This window comes from Janthinobacterium glycogeni, assembly GCF_051380725.1.
Classification (GTDB): Bacteria; Pseudomonadota; Gammaproteobacteria; order Burkholderiales; family Burkholderiaceae_D; genus Janthinobacterium.
On the sequence record NZ_JBNYXP010000004.1, the window covers coordinates 386,650 to 403,543 of the forward strand.

Annotated in this window: 16 protein-coding genes; 13 read left to right on the forward strand and 3 right to left on the reverse strand. The window is 62.2% G+C overall.

The window, feature by feature from the left end; translation table 11 throughout:
* Positions 1-81: 81 nt before the first annotated feature.
* From ACQ4W4_RS12620 to ppk1, 3 genes are all read right to left on the reverse strand, one after another.
* Positions 82-210: a hypothetical protein gene (locus ACQ4W4_RS12620; RefSeq protein WP_256267160.1), complete on the reverse strand. Its 129-nt coding sequence runs from the start codon at positions 208-210 to the stop codon at positions 82-84.
* A 172-nt stretch (positions 211-382) separates the two neighbouring features.
* On the reverse strand, positions 383-841 hold the full coding sequence (gene sixA / locus ACQ4W4_RS12625; protein WP_436542287.1) for a phosphohistidine phosphatase SixA: 459 nt from the start codon (positions 839-841) through the stop codon (positions 383-385).
* A 25-nt stretch (positions 842-866) separates the two neighbouring features.
* The gene (gene ppk1 / locus ACQ4W4_RS12630; protein ID WP_070218042.1) at positions 867-2,960 is read right to left on the reverse strand and encodes a polyphosphate kinase 1; all 2,094 of its coding nucleotides are present in this window, start codon (positions 2,958-2,960) and stop codon (positions 867-869) included.
* Positions 2,961-3,246: 286 nt separating this feature from the next.
* Here ppk1 and pstS point away from each other — a divergent pair, with 286 nt between their 5' ends.
* The 13 genes from pstS to ACQ4W4_RS12695 all read left to right on the forward strand — a co-directional run bounded on the left by pstS (position 3,247) and on the right by ACQ4W4_RS12695 (position 16,886).
* On the forward strand, positions 3,247-4,281 hold the full coding sequence (pstS, locus tag ACQ4W4_RS12635; protein WP_416054797.1) for a phosphate ABC transporter substrate-binding protein PstS: 1,035 nt from the start codon (positions 3,247-3,249) through the stop codon (positions 4,279-4,281).
* Between the two features lie 222 nt (positions 4,282-4,503).
* Positions 4,504-5,475 (forward strand): phosphate ABC transporter permease subunit PstC, encoded by a 972-nt coding sequence (gene pstC / locus ACQ4W4_RS12640; RefSeq protein ID WP_436542288.1) that lies wholly within the window; start codon positions 4,504-4,506, stop codon positions 5,473-5,475.
* The gene (gene pstA, locus ACQ4W4_RS12645) at positions 5,472-6,368 is read left to right on the forward strand and encodes a phosphate ABC transporter permease PstA (protein WP_436542289.1); all 897 of its coding nucleotides are present in this window, start codon (positions 5,472-5,474) and stop codon (positions 6,366-6,368) included. The genes pstC and pstA overlap by 4 nt, the downstream gene beginning before the upstream one ends.
* A gap of 38 nt (positions 6,369-6,406) precedes the next feature.
* Positions 6,407-7,189: a phosphate ABC transporter ATP-binding protein PstB gene (pstB, locus tag ACQ4W4_RS12650; RefSeq protein ID WP_373631409.1), complete on the forward strand. Its 783-nt coding sequence runs from the start codon at positions 6,407-6,409 to the stop codon at positions 7,187-7,189.
* A gap of 48 nt (positions 7,190-7,237) precedes the next feature.
* Positions 7,238-7,948, forward strand: coding sequence for a phosphate signaling complex protein PhoU (gene phoU, locus ACQ4W4_RS12655; RefSeq protein ID WP_070218051.1), 711 nt, complete (start codon positions 7,238-7,240; stop codon positions 7,946-7,948).
* A 5-nt stretch (positions 7,949-7,953) separates the two neighbouring features.
* Positions 7,954-8,643: a response regulator gene (locus ACQ4W4_RS12660; RefSeq protein ID WP_034755074.1), complete on the forward strand. Its 690-nt coding sequence runs from the start codon at positions 7,954-7,956 to the stop codon at positions 8,641-8,643.
* A gap of 11 nt (positions 8,644-8,654) precedes the next feature.
* Entirely contained in the window at positions 8,655-9,971 is a 1,317-nt protein-coding gene (gene phoR / locus ACQ4W4_RS12665) for a phosphate regulon sensor histidine kinase PhoR (protein ID WP_436542290.1), read from the forward strand.
* 76 nt (positions 9,972-10,047) lie between these two features.
* Complete coding sequence (gene senA / locus ACQ4W4_RS12670; protein WP_436542291.1) at positions 10,048-11,244, forward strand: selenoneine synthase SenA; 1,197 nt, start codon at positions 10,048-10,050, stop codon at positions 11,242-11,244.
* 32 nt (positions 11,245-11,276) lie between these two features.
* Positions 11,277-13,223, forward strand: coding sequence for a UvrD-helicase domain-containing protein (locus tag ACQ4W4_RS12675; protein WP_436542292.1), 1,947 nt, complete (start codon positions 11,277-11,279; stop codon positions 13,221-13,223).
* 94 nt (positions 13,224-13,317) lie between these two features.
* On the forward strand, positions 13,318-14,232 hold the full coding sequence (locus tag ACQ4W4_RS12680; protein ID WP_436542293.1) for an NAD-dependent epimerase/dehydratase family protein: 915 nt from the start codon (positions 13,318-13,320) through the stop codon (positions 14,230-14,232).
* 382 nt (positions 14,233-14,614) lie between these two features.
* Positions 14,615-14,998 (forward strand): LiaF transmembrane domain-containing protein, encoded by a 384-nt coding sequence (locus ACQ4W4_RS12685; RefSeq protein ID WP_436542294.1) that lies wholly within the window; start codon positions 14,615-14,617, stop codon positions 14,996-14,998.
* Positions 14,988-15,803, forward strand: coding sequence for a LiaI-LiaF-like domain-containing protein (locus tag ACQ4W4_RS12690; RefSeq protein WP_436542295.1), 816 nt, complete (start codon positions 14,988-14,990; stop codon positions 15,801-15,803). Before ACQ4W4_RS12685 ends, ACQ4W4_RS12690 begins: the two co-directional genes overlap by 11 nt.
* Before the next feature lie 6 nt (positions 15,804-15,809).
* A complete protein-coding gene (locus ACQ4W4_RS12695; protein ID WP_436542296.1) occupies positions 15,810-16,886 on the forward strand; it encodes a sensor histidine kinase in 1,077 nt (358 codons plus the stop codon).
* The last annotated feature ends 8 nt before the right edge of the window (positions 16,887-16,894 follow it).

Below are 16,894 nucleotides of genomic sequence, written 5' to 3' on the forward strand. Positions count from 1 at the left end.
GGGAGTGTAAATACAAGGATGGCGCGAGGGACGGGCCTGTTAGGCCGTCGCTGGCGCCATGCGATAGTGCCGAGGTGAACGCTACTCGTGATAGCGGTCCATCAGCTTATGGTGGCTGCCGCGCATTTCTTCGACCAGTTCAAAGGCGACAAAGCCGATGATGGCGGCGAAGATGGCGATGAAGAGAAAAACGAGGAAGGTGATTAACATGGTCTTTCAGCCGCCGTTGGACGGCCGTCCGCTGGGTTGCTCAATGTACCGGAGCAGCGCTCCAGCACGTAGTTGATGCAATTAAACTCTAGCAGATCGGCAGCGCTTTACAAGGCTGCCGAGTTGTAATTCCTACCAGTATTTGTCCCAGCGCACTTTTTGCGCATTTTCTCTATTTCACGACCAGGTCATGCGCCATCACGGCCTTCAGATACACGCTGACGGGGTCGCCTGGCTCGCGCTGCGAGAACCACCACGCGCTGGCCTTGCGCATTTCCCATTCCTGCTCTTCGCCCGTCAGCAGCAGGGCGGCCGCCTGGCCCAGAGTCGGCTGGTGGCCGACGACGAGCACGGTTTCCTTGCCGCCGGGCCAGTTGGCCGCCTTCAGGATGTCTTCCGCTTCGGCGCCGGGCGCCAGTTCCGGCATCAGCTTGAACTTGCGCCCCAGCGCCTCCGCCGTTTGCAGGGTGCGCAGGGCGGGGCTGACGAGGATGCGGCAATTTTCCGGTAGTTGCGAGGCCAGCCATTCCCCCATGCGGCGCGCCTGTTTCTGGCCTTTGACGGTCAGGGCGCGTTCGAGATCCGGGACGCCCGGCTCGGCTTCTGCGTGTCGCCACAAGATGAGATCCATGCTGTACTCCTGTGTGTAGAGTTGCCTATTCGCCGACCTCCGCGCCCGGCGTGCCCAGTGTGTGCATCAGGTATTGCTGGGCGCTGAACGGCATCTGCTTGCCGCGCGGCTTGCGGCGCGCATAGTGGCCCGTCGGCTCCAGTTCCCATGCATTCGTATTATCCTTCAAATACGGATTCAAGCCCTCGGCGATCACGCGCCGTTTCAGCGCCCGGTCCAGCACGGGGAAGGCCACTTCCACCCTGCGGAACAGGTTGCGGCTCATCCAGTCGGCGCTGGCCAGGTAAACATCGTGCGCCAGGTCGTTGCGGAAGTAGTAAATGCGGCTGTGCTCGAGGAAGCGGCCGATCACGGAGCGCACCTTGATGTTTTCCGACAAGCCCGGCACGCCCGGCTTCAGGGTGCAGGCGCCGCGCACGATCAGGTCGATCTTTACGCCATCGGTCGAGGCCGCATACAGGGCGCGGATCACGGATTCGTCGACGAGTGCGTTGACTTTCACGATGATGCGCCCGCGCCGGCCCGAGCGGGCGATCTTCGCCTCGTTGCGGATGGCCTTGATGATCTCGCTTTGCAGGCCGAACGGCGCCAGCCACAAATGGTTCAGGTTGTGCGGCTTGGTCAGGCTGGTCAGGTGGATGAACACCTCATTGACTTCCACTGCCAGGTCCTGGTTTGCCGTCAGCAAGCCGAAGTCCGTGTACAGCTTGGTGGTCGTGGGGTGATAGTTGCCGGTGCCCAGGTGGGCGTAGAAGCGCAGCGCGCCTTCTTCGCGGCGGATGACGAGCGCCACCTTGGCGTGGGTTTTCAGGCCCACGACGCCGTACACGACTTGCGCGCCGGCCTGCTCCAGCTTGTCGGCCCAGTTGATATTGGCTTCTTCGTCGAAACGCGCCATCAATTCCACGATGACGGTCACTTCCTTGCCCATCTTCGCCGCCGTAATGAGCGACTCCATCAAGTCCGAGTTCATGCCCGTGCGGTAGATCGTCTGCTTGATGGCGACGACGGACGGGTCGTAGGCGGCGCTGCGGATGAAGTCGATCACCGTCTGGAACGACTGGTAGGGGTGGTGCAGCAGGATGTCGTGCTTGGTCAGCGCGGCAAAGATGTCGTTACCGATGGCCTTGTGCGCCAGGCCCGGGAAGAAGGGCGGGAAGCGCAGTTCCGGCTGCTTGACGTGGTCGATCATTTCCGACAGGCGCACCAGGTTCACGGGGCCGTTGACGCGGTACAGGCGGCTTTGATCGAGGTTGAACTGGTCGAGCAGGAATTGCGACAATTCTGGTGGGCAATTGCGCGCCACTTCCAGGCGCACGGAGGTGCCGAACTGGCGCCCCACGAGCTCGCCCTTCAGGGCCTGGCGCAGATTCTTGACTTCGTCTTCGTCGACCCACAGGTCGCTGTCGCGCGTGACGCGGAACTGCGAATAGGCAATCACTTCGCGCCCGGCGAACAGGTCGGAAATGTGCGCATGGATGACGGACGACAATAAACAGAAAGACACGCCATCGCCGGAAATGTCGTCCGGCAGCTTGATGACGCGCGGCAAGACGCGGGGCGCCTTGACGATGGCGATCGCCGTGCCGCGTCCGAAGGCATCCTTGCCGCTCAGCGAGACGATGAAATTGAGACTTTTATTCACCACTTGCGGGAAGGGGTGGGCAGGGTCGAGTCCGATCGGCGTGAGCAGGGGGCGCACTTCGCGGTCGAAATACTGCTTGACCCAGGCACGCTGCGCATCGTTGCGGTCGTTGTCGCGCAGCAAATGCACGCCCGCTTCGCGCAGGGCCGGCAAGACTTCGCTATTTAATATCTCGTACTGGCGTTCCACCAGCGCATGGCATTCCTTGCCGATGCGCTCCAGATTGGCCGCCAGGGCGGGGTGGCCGGCCAGCGAACCGCCGATGCTGCCGGCCGCCAGCAGGCTGGCCACGCGCACTTCGAAGAACTCATCCATGTTGCTGCTGACGATGCACAGGTAGCGCAGGCGCTCGAGCAGCGGAATGTTCGGGTCTTCCGCCTGGGCCATCACGCGTCGGTTGAAAGTCAGTTGCGACAGCTCGCGGTCAAGCAGGATGCCCGATTTGGTCACTTCCGTGTGCAGTTCAGGTTTCATATTCTTTTGTCTTTGCAGATAGTTAATTCTAGCCGTATTTCATCATGTATGACGCGTTGTGAGTGTAATCATGAAATATGACATAAGCGTGACATAAGCTGTCATAAAGCGTCGCCCGCGCTGTCATTTTTCGCGCCGAAAAGGGCGACTTCCCGGGCGTAGGCAATTATTTCAGGATTTTTTACCCATGTCATAAAGCTGTCATATTCGCTTGCTAGACTGCGCAGCATTCAACCGGGACTTTGAGCCCTAACAACCCTGAGGACTTGATATGCAAATGAAGCAAATGTTCAAATTTATCGTCGTGGGTGCTTCGGCAGCGATGGCATTTTCTTCCGCTTCCGTCATGGCGGCAGATATGACAGGTGCTGGTGCAACCTTCCCGTACCCGATCTACGCCAAATGGGCTGAGACGTACAAAGCCAACACGGGCAACGGCCTGAACTACCAATCCGTCGGTTCCGGCGCCGGCATCAAGCAAATCAAGGCCAAGACTGTTGAATTCGGCGCTTCGGACATGCCGTTGAAGGCGGAAGAGCTGGAAGAAGCGGGCCTGATGCAATTCCCGGCCATCATGGGCGGCGTGGTCACCATCGTCAACCTGGATGGCGTGACCCCAGGCCAGCTGAAAATGACGGGTAAAGTCGTTGGCGACATCTACCTGGGCAAGATCACCAAGTGGAGCGCGCCGGAAATCGCCGCACTGAACAGTGGCGTCAAGCTGCCGGACACGGAAATCACCGTGGTGCACCGCGCCGACGGTTCGGGCACGTCCTTCCTGTTCACCGACTTCCTGTCGAAAACCAACCCGGAATTCAAATCGAAAATCGGTGCTGGCTCGGCTGTGAAATGGGCCGTGGGCGTGGGCGGCAAGGGTAACGAAGGCGTCGCCGCCAACGTACAGCGTATCAAGGGTTCGATCGGCTACGTCGAGTGGGCTTACGCCAAGAAAAACAAGATGTCGCACACCCAGCTGCAAAACAAGGACGGCAACTTCCTGCAGCCTGACGACGAAAACTTCAAGGCAGCCGCCGCTTCGGCACCCTGGACGCAAACCCCAGGCTTCGGCGTGGTCCTGACCGACCAGGCTGGCAAGAACAGCTGGCCGATCACCGGCGTGTCGTTCATCCTGATGCACAAAGTCCAGGCTGACGCAGCCAAAGCCAAGGAAGTCCTGAAGTTCTTCGACTGGGCCTACAAAAACGGCGGCCCAGCTGCCGTCGAACTGGACTACGTGCCAATGCCGGCATCGGTCGTGAAACTGGTGCAGGAATCGTGGAAAGCCAATCTGAAAGATGCATCGGGTAAATCGATCTACTAATCCGATAGTCTGAATACAGCAATATCCATCCTTGTCCCCGCCAGCAGCACGGCGGGGCAGGGAGTTAGCCAGGACCGCCCGCAAGCCCTTGCAGACGGTCCTGGCTAAAGAAGCAACAATAAAACAAGAGTTCAAAATAGCGACACCGGCAGTACCACCCACATCTGGCACAATATGAGCGCACAATCTACCTCCTCCACGATCCCCCTGCCAGGCGGCACCATGACCGATTCCATCAGTCACGCGCAAATGCTTTCCACCATGCGCAAGCAGCGCATCCAGGATTTCATGTTCCACAAGGTGACGATGCTGTTCGCCCTGTCGGTGCTGATCGTCCTGGTCGGCATCATCATTTCGCTGATCATGGAATCGATACCGGCCTTCAAGACCTTCGGCCTGCATTTCATCGTGTCCGCGGAATGGGACCCCGTCAATGACCAGTACGGCGCCCTGATTCCCATCATCGGCACCCTGGTGACGTCCGTCATCGCCTTGCTGATCGCCTTTCCCGTCAGCTTCGGCATCGCCTTGTTCCTCACGGAAATCTGCCCGGCCTGGCTGCGCCGCCCGCTGGGCACGGCTGTCGAGCTGCTGGCCGGCGTGCCATCGATCATCTACGGTATCTGGGGCCTGTTCGTCTTCGCGCCCCTGTTTGCCGACCACGTCCAGCCCCTGCTGAAAGCCACCCTGGGCAACGTCCCCGTCATCGGCCAGCTGTTCAGCGGCCCCATGATGGGCATCGGCCTGCTGACGGCCGGCCTGGTGCTGGCCATCATGATCATCCCCTTCATCGCTTCCGTGATGCGCGACGTGTTCGAAATCGTCCCTGCCGTGCTGAAGGAATCCGCATACGGCCTGGGCTGCACGCGCTGGGAAGTGGTGCGCAAGATCGTCTTGCCATACACCAAGACCGGCGTCGTCGGCGGCGTCATGCTGGGCCTGGGCCGCGCGCTGGGCGAGACCATGGCCGTGACCTTCGTCATCGGCAACGCCAACAAATTGTCGTGGTCGCTGTTTGCCGCCGGTAACAGCATCACCTCCTTGCTGGCGAACGAATTCGGCGAAGCGCAATCGTCGCTGCACGTATCGTCGCTGTTCTCGCTGGCCCTGATCCTGTTTGTCATCACCTTTATCGTCTTATCCGCCGCCAAGCTGATGCTGGCTGGCATGTCCCGCAAGGAAGGCACGAAATGAGCCAGCTCAGCCAAGTTAGCACCCTCGACGTTCCGGCCAAGCCGGCCATGAACCCCGTCTACCGCAAGCGCCTGCTGATGCACCGCATCGGCATCGCCCTGTCGGTGGCGGCCATGGCCCTGGGCCTGGCCGTGCTCGTGTGGATTTTGTTCACGCTGGTGATCAAGGGCTTCGGCGCCTTGTCCATCGACCTGTTCACGCAAACGACGCCGGCCCCCGGCAGCGAAGGCGGCGGCTTGATCAATGCCATCGTCGGCAGCGCCCTGATGGTGGGCCTGGCCACCGTCGTCAGCACCCCGATCGGCATCCTGGCCGGCATCTACCTGGCCGAATACGGCGAAGAAAACAGGCTGGCGCAAGTGACGCGCTTCGTCACCGACATCATGCTGTCGGCGCCGTCCATCGTCATCGGCCTGTTCGTGTATGCGCTGTACGTGGCCCACGTGAAGCACTTCTCCGGCTACGCGGGCGCCATCGCCCTGTCCCTGATCGCCGTGCCCGTGGTGGTGCGCACGACGGACAATATGCTGCGCCTGGTGCCGAACAGTCTGCTGGAAGCCGCGTTTGCCCTGGGCGCGCCGCGCTGGAAGGTCGCCACCCTGGTGCGCTTGCGCGCCGTGAAGGCTGGCGTCATCACCGGCGTGCTGCTGGCCTTGGCCCGCATCGCCGGCGAAACGGCGCCGCTGCTGTTCACGGCCCTGAATAACCAGTTCCAAAGCTTTAACATGAATGCGCCGATGGCCAACTTGCCGTCCGTCATCGCATCGTTTGCAATGAGCCCGTACGACAACTGGCGCTCGCTGGCCTGGGGCGGCGCACTGCTGATCACCTTCAGCGTGCTGGCCTTAAATATCCTGTCGCGCACCGTGTTCAGCCAAAAAGTCCCACATTAAACAGATAGCGAGCGAAGCGAACCCCTATGAATACGCAAATGAATCCAGCCCAAGACCTGGCACCAAAGAAAAAAACCATCGAGATTTCGGGCCTGAACTTTTTTTACGGCAAAACGCAAAGCTTGCATAACGTCAACCTGGACATCCACGAGAAGAAGGTCACGGCCTTCATCGGCCCGTCCGGTTGCGGCAAGTCGACCCTGCTGCGCACCCTGAACCGCATGTACGACCTGTATCCGGGCCAGCGCGCGGAAGGCTCCATCCTGTACCGCGGCCGCAACGTGCTCGACGCCGACCAGGACGTCAACATGCTGCGCGCCAAGGTCGGCATGGTGTTCCAGAAGCCCACGCCGTTCCCCATGTCCGTCTACGACAACATCGCTTTCGGCGTGCGCCTGTATGAAGACCTGTCGAAGGGCGAAATGGACGAGCGCGTCGAGTGGGCCCTGAAAAAGGCCGCGCTGTGGGGCGAAGTCAAGGACAAGCTGACCAAGAGCGGCCTGTCGCTGTCGGGCGGCCAGCAGCAGCGCCTGTGCATCGCGCGCGGCGTGGCCGTGAAGCCGGACGTCTTGCTGCTCGACGAGCCGACCTCGGCGCTGGACCCGATCTCGACCTCGAAGGTGGAAGAGCTGATCAGCGAACTGAAACAGGATTACACGATCGCCATCGTGACGCACAATATGCAGCAGGCGGCGCGCTGCTCCGACTACACGGCGTATATGTATCTGGGCGAGCTGGTGGAATTCGGCGAAACGGACCAGATTTTCATGAATCCGGCCCGCAAGGAAACGCAGGATTACATCACGGGCCGCTTCGGCTGATCCGCCCGGAATAACGATATACAAGACTACTGAATACGGAGAGACAGCATGATAGGCGAACATTCATCCAAGCAATACGACAACGAACTCGAAGCGATCCGCTCGAAAGTGCTCCTGATGGGCGGCATCGTTGAAACCCAGTTCCTCGACGCGATGACATGCTTTCGCATCGGCAATCCGGAACGCGCCGACCGCGTGATGCGCGAAGATGACGTCGTCAACCAGCTGGAAGTGTCGCTGGACGACGCCTGCAGCCATCTGATCGTGCGCCGCCAGCCGGCCGCCAACGACTTGCGCACCATCATGGCCACCATCAAGGTGATTACCGACCTCGAGCGCGTAGGCGACGAGGCGACCAAAATCGCCCGCGTGGCGAAGAACTTGCACAAGCGGGGCAACGCCGTCGTCAACCATTACGAAATGGTGCGCGGCATCGCCAACACGGCCACCGACATGCTGCACGACGCGCTGGACGCCTTCGCGCGCAACGATGGCAAGCAGGCATTACAATTAATTGCACAAGACGCCATCATCGACCATGAGTTTCGGTCTATCATGCGCAACCTGATTACCTTTATGATGGAAGACCCGCGCACGATTTCGGCGGCGCTCGATACCCTGTGGGTGGCCAAGGCCATCGAACGGATCGGCGACCATGCGAAAAACATCGCCGAATACGTGATTTACGTGGTTGAAGGCAAGGACATCCGCCACACCAAGGTGGCTGCTCCCGCCATTTCCGAGGAGCTCCCTGAGTAAGCTTTATGGCATCTGATAAAACCACGGTATTGATTGTTGAAGATGAGCCGGCCATCGTTGAACTGGTGACCTATTCGCTGCGCGAATCCGGCTGGAATTGCTGTTCCGTACAAAACGTCGCCGATGCCTGGGAATTCATCCAGCACCGCACGCCGCACCTGATCCTGCTGGACTGGATGCTGCCGGATCAGACGGGCTTGCGTCTGCTGTCGCGCATCCGCGCCGACCGCAATTTTGCCGCCATCCCCGTCATCATGCTCACCGCCAAGAGCATGGAAGAAGACAAGCTGGCCGGCTTGAACAGCGGGGCCGACGATTACGTCACCAAGCCGTTCTCGCCGCGCGAGCTGCTGGCCCGCGCCAAAGCGCTGTTGCGACGCAAGAGTCCGGAACACGCGCAGGCGCCCATGCGCGCCGGCAACGTGGCCCTGGACCCCGTCAGCTGCACCGTCATGATGGATGAACAGAAGATCGATATCGGCCATGCCGAATACAAGCTGCTGAAATTCCTGCTGGCCCACCCGGAGCGCGTGTTTTCGCGCAGCCAGCTGCTCGACAAGGTATGGGGCGACCATGTGGTGATCGAGGAACGCACGGTCGACGTCCACGTATTGCGCTTGCGCAAAGCCTTGAAAGAGGCGGAAAGCCTGATCAAGACCGTGCGCAGCGTCGGCTACATGTTGTCTGAAAAGTAAAGCCTCACTCTATGAATCCGAAATTGCTGTTCTGGGTACCGGCCGCCTTGCGCATGGTGCTGGCGCTGCTGGGCGTGGCCGTCGTCTGGTATCTGTTTGGCGCCACGTATGCGCTGGGCATCGCCTTCGTGCTGATGGCCATGATGGTGTTCGTGCAGCTGTCGTATCTGTTCCAGCTGAGTAACTGGCTGGACAATCCGCAAAGCGCCAAGCTGCCCGACGGCTGGGGCGCCTGGACCAGCATCTTCGCGCGCCTGTACCGCATGCGCCGCGACGACGAGAAAAACCAGGCCGAGCTGACGGAATGGCTGGCGCGTTTCCGCCAGGCCATGCATCTGTTGCCTGACGGCGTAGTCATCATGGATGACGTGCTGTTCCTCGAATGGTGCAATCCTGCCGCCGAGAAACACCTGGGCCTCACGCACGAGCGCGACAAGGGTATGCGCGTCACCAACCTGATCCGCAGCCCCGAGTTCATGGATTACATCATCCTTGGTCGCTACGACCAGCCGCTGACGATCACCTTCCGCAACCGCAAGCTGATCGTGCAAATCATCCCGTTTGAAAACCGCCGCCAGATCCTCGTCACGCACGATGTGACGGAAACGGAACGCATCGAAATGATGCGCCGCGACTTCATCGCCAACGCCTCGCACGAATTGCGCACGCCGCTGACGGTCATCGTGGGCTTCCTGGAAATCGCCTCCGCCGAGCTGGATCTGGACGCCGCCACGCGCGCCGCCCACCTCAAGCTGATGACGGAGCAGGGCCACCGCATGCAGCATCTGATCGAGGACATGCTGACCCTGTCGCGCCTGGAATCGGTCGACTACCCGCTGCGCCCCGAGCCCGTGGACATCAAAAAGCTCATGCAGCAAGTCTTGCGCGACGCCAGGGGCTTGTCGGCCGGCAAGCATGAAGTGACCATGGAATGCGACGGCCCCGATGTGCTGGGCAGCTACGATGAACTGTACAGCGCTTTCGGCAACCTGGCGTCGAACGCCGTGCGCTACACGCCGGCCGGCGGCACCATCACCCTGCGCTGGCAGGATGGCCCGGCCGGACCGCAGTTCATCGCCCAAGACACGGGCATCGGCATCAGCCAGGAACATATTTCGCGCCTGACGGAACGTTTCTACCGCGTCGACAAGAGCCGCTCGCGCGAAACCCAGGGCACGGGCCTGGGCCTGGCCATCGTCAAGCACGTGCTGCTGCGCCATGGCGGGACGTTGGCCATCCAGTCCGTGGCCGACAAGGGCAGCAGCTTCATCGTCAGCATGCCCAAATCCGTCGTCACGCCGCTGCAGGGCGAGTTGCTGGTCAAGTAGGCCGGGGAGGGGAGTATTCCCTCCCTGTTTCCTGTGCGACTAGTGCGAAGTTGGCATAAGTCGTTACAATCTGGCTATGACTTTAATCAACGCCTCTTTTCGCCTCGCCGGCGCGCAGCAACTGGCCCAGTCGCTGCTGGCCGCGCGCCAGGACACCCTTTCCCTGTTCGACTGTTATGTCACTGCCGGCCTGGACGTGGTGGCGGGCCTGCCCCGTCATCCGCGCCTCAATCCGCCTTTATGGCAACTGGCGCAGATCGCCTGGTTTGCCGAGTGGTTCATCCTGCGCGAAGCGGCGTCCAGCCACCCGGCCGACGCCATTTATAATTCCCTGCTGACGCGCGGCGACGACTTGTTCGACGCCAACATGGTGCAGCAGCGCGCGCGCTGGATGCTGGAACTGCCCAGCCCCGGCGCCGTCAAAACGTATTGCCACGAGGTATTGGATCGGGTGCTCGATAAACTGTCGCGCGAAGCCAATGTCGACAGCGCCCTGGCGCCGTACCGGCTGGCCCTGGCCCATGAAGACTTGTGTGGCGAGGAAATGCTGGCCGGCTTGCAATGGCTGGGCCTGGAAGCACCGGAGTCCCTCGCGGCCAGCCCGGCCTTGCCGCCCGGAGCGGGCGAGATCGCTTTTCCTGGCGGTGCCATCGTACTGGGCTCGCCGCGCGGTGCCGGGTTTGCCTTCGATAATGAATCGCCGCCCCACAGCTGCTACGTGGCGCCGTTTTCCATCGATGCCTGCGCCGTCTCCAATGCCCAGTTCGCCGATTTTGTCGCCGATGGCGGCTACCAGAACCGCCAGTTCTGGAGCGCGGCCGGCAGCGCCTGGCTGATGCGGCAGGAACGTTCGTCGCCGCTGTACTGGCTGCGCGAAGCGACGCAGTGGCGCACCATGCGTTTCGGCCAGCGCACGACCTTGCCGCCGAACGAAGCCGTGCGCCACATCAACCTGTACGAAGCGCAGGCGTACTGCGCCTGGGCCGGGCGCCGCCTGGCGACCGAGGCGGAATGGGAGTATGCTGCGCTGTCCGGCCATCCGCGCTTTCACTGGGGCCAGGTGTGGGAGTGGACGGCGACGCCGTTCGAGCCGTATCCGGGCTTTGCGGTGGATGCCTGGCGCGAATATTCGGCGCCGTATTTCATGCAGCACCAGGTGCTGCGCGGCGCCTCCTTTGCCACGCCGCCGCGCCTGCATTCGGCCCGCATGCGCGCCTTCCATGCGCCCGAACGGGGCGACATCTTTGCCGGCCTGCGCACCTGCGCCTGGTAGCGCGCCAGAACAGACATCATTTCAGGATACCCTTGAGTACAGATAACGCCCCGCAGTTCATTCCCAAACGCATCACGCCCACGCCGGAGCAGGTCGCCATCCAGACGGCGCAAAAGAAAGTGGTCTTGATCGACGCCAATGCCGGCGCGGCCAAGACGACGACCCTGGCCCTGCGCCTGGCCGAAGCCTTGCACCGGGGCCGCGCACCCGAACGCATGCTGGCCCTCGTCTTCACGGAAGCGGCGCGCGTGGCCCTGCGCCAGCGCCTGCTGGAAGTGGGCGTGCCGCTCGGCGTCGTCAAGCGCCTGACGGTCGACACCTTCGACGCCTTTGCCGCCAAGGTGCTGTTGCAGCTGGAAAACATGCAGGTAGCAGTCATGCGCAGCGATGAAGAGTTGCGCCCCGTGGCCTGGGAAGCGCTGGAAGTGGTCTCTGAGAAATACGCCCACCGCTATCCGCTGGAAATCAATACGACGAATGGCGCCATCGCCGAGTTTTTGAAATTGCAATTGCGCACCAAGGCGCGCCTGGATTTCCAGAACCCTGACTTCGAGAGCAATTCCCTGGACGACAACCTGGAGCTGCTGGGCATGTCGCGCACGCATTATCTGTGGCTGCGCGAATACGAAGGCTTGCGCGGCGCCGACACGGGCGACATCCAGTTCCGCGCGCCCTTCGACGCCACCTACGACCTGGTGCGCATGCTCGACGGCGACGAGCCGCTGCGCCAGCAATTGCCCGCCTTCCAGATCATCGTGGCCGATGAATTGCACGACTTGAACGAGGCGTCGTTCCGTCTGCTGACCATGCTGATACGCCGCGGCAATGCGTTTTTCTGCGGCGCCGGCGACAAGGATCAGGTGATCTACACGTGGTCGGGCGCCGACCACCGCTTCCTGCGCCAGCGCTTCGAGCAGGAATTCCCCGCCTTGCAGCGCCTGCCGCTGACGGCCTCCTACCGCTACGGCCCGCAGCTGGCGCAGGCTGTCGGCGTGCTGAAGAACAAGCCCAGCGTGTCGGCCCTCACGCGCGCCACCCATATCGAGCTGCTCGAGTACGACCATGCGCAGCCGCAGGCGTGCAGCGCCCAGCTGATCGCCGCGCTCGAACACGCACATGCGGGGACGACGGCCATCTTGCTGCGCGATCGCGACCAGGCGATCCGCGTGGAAACGGCCCTGTTCCAGAGCGGCATCGCGTATGGCCTGGTGGACATGAACAGCTATCTGCTGAGCCTGGAAGTGCTGATGCTGCGCGGCATGGTCGCCATCGCCCGCAAGGATTTGCACGCGATCAAGAGCGGCCCGCGCCGCGGCGAGATCCTCGAAGCCCTGGTGGCCTTCGCGGAAATCCCGTTTACGCGCGCGGAGCTCCAGCAAGCCAAGGCCGACGTGGCCAACTATCCCGACTTGCTGGAAGGCTTCCTGACGAACCAGCTGGCCAAGTCGCACAACCAGGACAAGGCGGCGCTGACTCTGGCCGCCGTCGATTACCTGCGCGCGCTGCCTGCCGACGCCCTGGCCGGCGACGCGCTGCAGCACATCTTTGGCCTGATGCAGCTGGAACAGACGGCGCGCCGCATCTATGTCGACCCGGCCCAGGCGCGGGTCGTCGCCCGTTCCCTGCACGGTTTCATCGCCGTGTGCCGCGAAGCGGGCGTGGCGCTGGGTGGTTTCGCCGGCTGGCTGGGCGAGATGGAAGACGCCGTGACGGTCTCGACCGGCAAGGCTAGGCTGGTCATCGCCTGCATCGACCAGATCAAGGGCCTTGAATACAACCACGTGATCCTGCCTTACCTGGCCGTCGACGAATTCCCGCGCAGCAAGACCGACCCGCTGGAAGAGGAAAACCGGTTCTATGTGGCCGCCACGCGCGCGCGCGACAGGCTCACCCTGCTGACGCCGGAAGACCCCGCCTACCGGAGCCGCTACATCGCCGCCCTGCAGCTGAAAAACAAGATTGTTGCGCCGAAGTCATAGATCTTTTGCTGAATGCCTGCTTTTTGCGAAAGACGAAAGCGGGCATACTGTACTGGTGTGATTGACAGCAATCTAACCAGACAGGGAGCAAGATATGAAAGTGTTTTTGACAGGCGCGGCGGGTTTTATCGGTAGTTCCATCGCGGCGGGCCTCGTGCGCGCCGGCCATCAGGTGACAGGCCTCGTGCGCAAACCCGAGCAGGTGGCCGAGCTGGCCACCATCGGCGTACACGGCATCGTCGGCACCTTGAATGACCGCGAATTGCTCATCGAACAGGCGAGGGCGGCGGACGCCGTCATCAATGCCGCCAGCAGCGACCACCGGGGCGCCGTGGAAGCCATCATTGATGCGCTGGCGGGCACGAACAAGGTGTTTCTGCATACCAGCGGCTCGTCCATCGTGGGCGACGCGTCGGGCGGCGAGGGCACGGAACAGATCTATTACGAAGACAAGCTGCCGGCGCCCACGGCCGACAAGGCGGCCCGGGTCGCCATCGACGACCTGGTGCTGGCCAGCGCAGGCCAGGGTGTGCGCGCGAGCGTGCTGTGTAACACCTTGATCTACGGACACGGCGCCTTGCCGCGCGACAGCGTGCAGCTGCCCCGTTTGCTGAAGCAGGCGCGCAAGAGCGGCATCGTGCGCCATGTGGGGCCGGGCCGCAACATCTGGTCCAACGTGCATATCGACGATGTCGTCAGCCTGTATTTGCTGGCCCTGGAAAAGTCGCCTGCCGGCACGTTTTACTTTGTCGAAGCGGGCGAAGCGGCGTTCCGCGACATGACGGCCGCCATCGCCTCGGCGCTGGACCTGGGGCCCGCGCAGGACTGGCCGCTGCCGGAAGCGATTGCCGAATGGGGTTACGAGATGGCATCGTACGGCCTCGGCTCCAACAGCCGCGTGCGCGGCGAACGGGCGCGCAAGCTGCTGGGCTGGCAGCCGCAGGGGCCGTCCGTGCTGGCATGGATCGGGAACGACATGGTGCGTTCGCCGCACGCCACGGCTGCTTGATGCAGCTCAGCAAATCCGCATCTGTGTGCGCTAGCGAACGGTGCTTTTGGCCGAGCGGGAGTATGATGCCTTTGCTTGGTTGAGACGCACTGCCGTGAAGTTGGCGGCATGTTCGATCTTCCAGCAGGTCAGCCGGTCGCCTCAAGGATCGGCACCAGATTTCCGCTGCCGGCGCGCTTGCGCCAGGCTGCTATGCACTGCCACTCCAGGTCGCGGTGTGAACTGCGAACCCCTTCAAGACCGGCCCTGGCCGGTCTTTTTTTTGCCTGTCGTTCCCTCCGTTGCGCCATTCACCGCCACCTGTCCGCCATTCGCCGAAGCGCTGTTTTCGCGCGGCCGAAATCCGCGTATCTTTACGATCAATTAACTTCAAGGGGTGACCGTGAAACCTGAACCAGCGTACTACCGCCGTACCCAGCTGCTGTGGGGCGTGCTGCTGATCGCCATCGGCGCCGTCATCCTGCTGGACCGGCTCGATGTGATCCATCTCCATGATTACTATGCACTATGGCATTATTGGCCCCTGATACTGGTCGTCTTCGGCCTCAACAAGCTGGTCGCGCCCGTGTCCGCCAAGCAGGTATTGAGCGGCCTGTGGCTGATCTTCTTCGCCGCCTGGTGGTATGTGTCGTACGAAGAACTGTGGGACTTGAATTTCTACAATAGCTGGCCAGCCTTGCTGATCGCCTGGGGCGTGGGCCTCGTGCTGGAACCGTTGTTGAACAAACATTTTATTGCCTACCGGGAGTCCGAGCATGAAAAATAGACCGCCGCTGCACTCGCCATCGCAGATCGTGCTGGGCGTCATCGTCATCGGCCTGGGGCTGCTGTTCCTGCTCGATAACCTCGGCTTCATCAATGTGCGCTACACCTTCCGCTTCTGGCCCACCATCCTCATCATTTTCGGCTTGCTGAAAATATCGCAAAGCCATAACCGCTCCGGCTACATTCTCGGCGGCGTGATGGTCTTGCTGGGTCTGAGCTGGACCCTGAAAGCCATGGGCTTGTTTTATATCAACTGGAGCATGCTGTGGCCGCTGCTCATCATCGCCGCCGGCGTGGCCGTCGTGTCGAAATCCTTGCCCGGCGCACAGCAGCGGCAGCGCCGCCGGCATTTTGCCGCGCCGCCCGAGGGCAGCGCTGCGCCTGACGCATTCGGCCAGGCCAGGAATGGCGCCGTATCGCTCGACAAGGAACCCGCCGATGCCGCTGCAGCGCCCGGCGCCAGCGGCCAGGCCGACGACGACAGCATCATCGAAGTGACGGCCATCCTCGGCGGCTACGTGCGGCGCGTGTCATCGCAGCGCTTCAGGGGCGGCGATATCAACGTCATCATGGCGGGCTGCGAAATCGACTTGCGCCAGGCATCGATCGAAGGCGAAGCCGTGCTCAACGTGTTCGCCCTGTGCGGCGGCGTCACCATCAAGATCCCGCCCGACTGGAGCGTCGTGCTGCAGGGCACGCCCATCCTTGGCGGCTTCGAAGAAAAGACCATCGTGCCGCCGAACCAGAACAAGCGCCTGTACGTGACGGGCTACGCCATCATGGGCGGCCTGGAAATCCGCAACTAGGCGCGCATGTCCGGCCCCTTGTCGAAGCGGCGCGGCGCCGTGGTGGTGTTCCTGGTCTGCATCGCGCTGGGCCTGGCCCTGGCCTCCATCCTGGCCAGGGTGGCCCACGCACCGTGGCTCAATGCCGTCCTGCTGGTGGTGCCCGCCACGCTCGTGTATGCGATCGGCTCGGGGTTTTCCGCGTTTTACCTGTGCCGCGCCTATCCCTTGCACGCCCGCCATCCGCTCGCCATCGCCGGCGTGATGGGCGTGGCGGCCCTGTTCGCGGGCTTGCTGTGGGCAACCCTGCTGCAATTTCTGAACAGCGTCAGTCAGTTGCTGGAGCAGCACTGGCTGGGCGTGAACCTGACGCCATCGCTGCTGGCCCTATTCTTCGGCCTGGGCGCGCTGCTGTATTGCCTGGCCGCCGCCGTGCATTATCTGCTGCTCGAATTCGTGCGCGCCAGGATGGCCGAGCAGCGGGGCCTGGAAGCGCAGCTGATGGCGCAGGAAGCGCAGCTGCGCATGCTGCGCACGCAGATCGATCCGCATTTCCTGTTCAACAGCCTGAACTCCATCAGCGCCCTGACGTCTATCGATGCGGCGGGCGCGCGCCAGATGACGGTGCAGCTGGCCAGTTTCTTTCGCCAGAGCCTGAGCCTGGAAGCGCACAAGCACATCACCGTGCAAGAGGAACTGGTGCTCATCCGCCACTTTCTCGCCATCGAGCAGGTGCGTTTCGGCGCGCGCCTGCAAGTGGCGGAAGGCATCGACGATGCCGCGCTGGCCTGTCTGCTGCCGCCCATGCTGATACAGCCGCTGGTGGAAAATGCCGTCAAGCACGGTATCTGCGGCTTGACGGAGGGCGGCCTGATCGCCATCGAAGTGCGGCGCGCGGGCAGCCTGTTGCAGATCGCCGTGCGCAACCCGGTCGATGCGGATCAGGGACCGCCGCGCGGTAATGGCGTGGGCCTGGAGAATGTGCGCCAGCGTCTGGCCGGCGCGTATGGCCACGAAGCGGGCGTGCACTGGGCGCGGTGCGGCGCGACGTTTGAAGTAACGTTATCGATGCCGGCGCAGACCGGCGACACGGAGGAAGCATGATGCAGGCA

Bases quoted from the DNA above. Each gene is read 5' to 3' on its own strand.
- ACQ4W4_RS12620 (WP_256267160.1), bottom strand. From the start codon at position 210: ATGTTAATCACCTTCCTCGTTTTTCTCTTCATCGCCATCTTCGCCGCC.
- sixA (WP_436542287.1), bottom strand. From the start codon at position 841: ATGGATCTCATCTTGTGGCGACACGCAGAAGCCGAGCCGGGCGTCCCG.
- ppk1 (WP_070218042.1), bottom strand. From the start codon at position 2,960: ATGAAACCTGAACTGCACACGGAAGTGACCAAATCGGGCATCCTGCTT.
- pstS (WP_416054797.1), top strand. From the start codon at position 3,247: ATGTTCAAATTTATCGTCGTGGGTGCTTCGGCAGCGATGGCATTTTCT.
- pstC (WP_436542288.1), top strand. From the start codon at position 4,504: ATGACCGATTCCATCAGTCACGCGCAAATGCTTTCCACCATGCGCAAG.
- pstA (WP_436542289.1), top strand. From the start codon at position 5,472: ATGAGCCAGCTCAGCCAAGTTAGCACCCTCGACGTTCCGGCCAAGCCG.
- pstB (WP_373631409.1), top strand. From the start codon at position 6,407: ATGAATCCAGCCCAAGACCTGGCACCAAAGAAAAAAACCATCGAGATT.
- phoU (WP_070218051.1), top strand. From the start codon at position 7,238: ATGATAGGCGAACATTCATCCAAGCAATACGACAACGAACTCGAAGCG.
- ACQ4W4_RS12660 (WP_034755074.1), top strand. From the start codon at position 7,954: ATGGCATCTGATAAAACCACGGTATTGATTGTTGAAGATGAGCCGGCC.
- phoR (WP_436542290.1), top strand. From the start codon at position 8,655: ATGAATCCGAAATTGCTGTTCTGGGTACCGGCCGCCTTGCGCATGGTG.
- senA (WP_436542291.1), top strand. From the start codon at position 10,048: ATGACTTTAATCAACGCCTCTTTTCGCCTCGCCGGCGCGCAGCAACTG.
- ACQ4W4_RS12680 (WP_436542293.1), top strand. From the start codon at position 13,318: ATGAAAGTGTTTTTGACAGGCGCGGCGGGTTTTATCGGTAGTTCCATC.
- ACQ4W4_RS12690 (WP_436542295.1), top strand. From the start codon at position 14,988: ATGAAAAATAGACCGCCGCTGCACTCGCCATCGCAGATCGTGCTGGGC.
- ACQ4W4_RS12695 (WP_436542296.1), top strand. From the start codon at position 15,810: ATGTCCGGCCCCTTGTCGAAGCGGCGCGGCGCCGTGGTGGTGTTCCTG.